The organism is Leucobacter sp. 7(1) (genome assembly GCF_900163635.1).
Classification (GTDB): domain Bacteria; phylum Actinomycetota; class Actinomycetes; order Actinomycetales; family Microbacteriaceae; genus Leucobacter.
Genome location: NZ_FUID01000045.1, coordinates 1 through 1221, shown reverse-complemented (window position 1 = coordinate 1221; position 1221 = coordinate 1). Strand labels below are relative to the sequence as shown.

Here is a 1221-nt window from a genome sequence, read left to right as displayed (position 1 = left end):
CGGGCCGTCCCCTTCATTCGGTCCGGTCGCTGTGCGAGTCGTCGGTTTCCGATTGATGGGTGCATTGCCGAGCGTAGTCGACGGGTGCGAGGTAGCCGAGCGATGAATGCCGGCGGTCGTGGTTGTATTCGGTCTTCCAGTCGCCGATCACGACCTGGGCGTGGAGCAGCGAGTAGAAGCTGTTGATGTTCAGGCACTCGTCGCGGAGCCTGCTGTTGAACGACTCGACGTACCCGTTGTGCCAGGGCGAGCCGGGCGGGATGTAGAACAGGCCGGTACGGGTGCCGGCCCAGTGGGCCATCGCGTCGCCGATGAACTCGGGGCCGTTGTCGGATCGGAGCACCGCGGGGGCGCCGCGGACTGCGACGAGGTCCTCGAGGTGGGCGGTGAGCCGGTCCGCGGTGATCGACCGTTCGACGAGCCCGCCGATGCACTCGCGGGTGTGCTCGTCGACGATGGAGCAGATCTTGATCGGACGGCCCTGCTCGTCCGCGTCGAACTGGAAGTCCACCGCCCACACGAGGTTCGGTGCGACCGCTGCCGTGGCGTCGACGGTCGAAGACCCAACGCGTTTGCGGCGACGCCGCTGCGGGACGCGCAGCCCTTCCTCGCGCCAGAGCCGTTGGATCTTCTTGTGGTTCACGATCCACCCCTCGCCGCGGGCATCGTGGTAGGCCCTGCGGTATCCCCACCGCGGGTGCTTCTTCGCATACGCCCGCAGCCAGTCCCGCAACGCCAGGTCCGGGTCGGCTGTCGTCTCGCCCTGGAGCGGGCGACGGTATGCGGACCTGCTCAGCCCGGCCAGACGGCACGCCATTCGTTCGCTCACCCGCAGCGTGCGCTTGAGGTGGTCGACGGCTGCGCGGCGCCTGCCCGGGCCTAGAAGTTTCCCTCAGCCAGCTCCTTGAGCGCGGCCTTCTCGAGCTCTGCCTCGGCGAGCAGCCGCTTGAGCGTGGCGTTCTGCTTCTCGAGCTCCTTCAGCCGCTTCGCGTCGTCGGCCTTCAATCCGCCGTACTGGTTCCGCCACCGGTAGTACGTCTGCTCGGACACTCTGAGCTCTCGACACACCCCGGCGATGTCGCTCCCGCCCGCGAGCATCCTGTCGGCCTGCCCGAGCTTACGGACGACCTGCTCCGGAGTGTGACGCTTCCTGCTGTTCGTCATGATCTGACCAGTCTCCCTGCCCGGACCCCCGGGCAACAGGACGACTCACACAACCAC

1 protein-coding gene is annotated in these 1221 nt (G+C 67.5%); it reads right to left on the bottom strand.

Annotation, left to right across the window (positions count from 1 at the left end):
- Positions 1–13: 13 nt before the first annotated feature.
- A protein-coding gene (locus FM113_RS08755; RefSeq protein WP_087013679.1) for an IS3 family transposase occupies positions 14–1164 on the bottom strand; the annotation gives its coding sequence in 2 pieces (ribosomal slippage) (positions 14–894 and positions 894–1164; 1152 coding nt in all).
- Positions 1165–1221: the final 57 nt, after the last annotated feature.